The following is a 1,109-nucleotide window of genomic DNA, read 5'->3' as shown; positions in this document are numbered from 1 at the left end:
GGAGAAGGCGATGACGCCGGTGGCAGATATCGGTCGCTGGGTGGTGCCGCTGGGGGCGTGGCGGTTGGTGGATGGCGCGGTTTTGGGGCTGGCGTCGTAGCGTTGTTGCGGGGTTTGGCCGTCGAGGCTCTGATGTCGTCGCTGGGTGTTGTAGGCGTGCCGGTATTGGTCGAGAAGGTGTTGCAGGGCAACGAGATCCTCGGCTGGGGGCCGGGCGGCGAGCCACTTTTGCAGGGTTTGATGAACGCGTTCGTTCTTCCCGCAGGTCTGCGGGTGATAGACCGAGGAGGCGATCGCGGTAACACCCTCTCCGGCGAGGTGGCGTTCCAGCTCGACCATGAGGCCACGGTGCTTGCCGGAGAAAGCCAAGCCGTTGTCGGACAGCACTTTCACCGGTACTCCGTAGCCGGCGAAGGCCTGCTGCAACGCCGCCCAGGTGTCGGCGCTGTTCTCGCTGGCCGCGGCGTAGGTGCCGACGTCGAGGCGGGAGTGGTCGTCGAGGATCTGGATGACGCACACCTTCTGCCCATCGGCCAGGTAGTACTCCATGCCATCGATCTGCCAGCACCCGTTGGGGTCGGCGTATTCGAACCGGCGCCTCGTGCGAGGCCTCTTTCGAGGCTCCGGAGTGATCTGGCCGTGATCACGCAGGATCCGGTAGACCGCCGACCGCGACGGCAAGGGCTCGAACCCGGCGTCTCCCAGCCGCCAGTGGATCGAGATCGGCCCGTTGTCCCAGCCCTCGTCCTCGAGCTCTTTGCGAGCCCGCAGCACCGCCTCGGCCACTTCCGCCCCGAACGCGGTCGGATGGTGACGCGGAGCGGTGCTGCGACGGATGAACCCGTCCACGCCCTCGGCTTTGAACCGGGTCACATACTTGTGGAACACGCCCCGGGATATGCCGCGGTCACGGCAGAACCCCGAAATGTTGATCTTCTCCCCCGCGGCGACCCGAGCGACCGCGGCGACGAACTCAGGATCCATCGAAAACCCTGTACTGCCCATCGCCGGATGATCACAACGAACACCCTGGTCACCACGCCGACAGGCCGGTCAGTGTTCACGATGTCCTGAAACATCGACTGTTCACGATGTCCTGAACTCAGACA

Annotated in this window: 1 protein-coding gene; it reads right to left on the bottom strand. The window is 64.9% G+C overall.

Annotated features, from left to right (window positions below; translation table 11 throughout):
* On the bottom strand, positions 1 to 984 hold a 984-nt coding region (locus ACZ5IK_RS45205), incomplete at its 3' end, for an IS481 family transposase (protein ID WP_465493362.1).
* Positions 985 to 1,109: the final 125 nt, after the last annotated feature.

Source organism: Amycolatopsis sp. NPDC031561 (assembly GCF_055580625.1).
The sequence above is the reverse complement of the archived record's forward strand: the minus strand, read 5'-3'. Positions and strand labels throughout refer to the sequence as shown.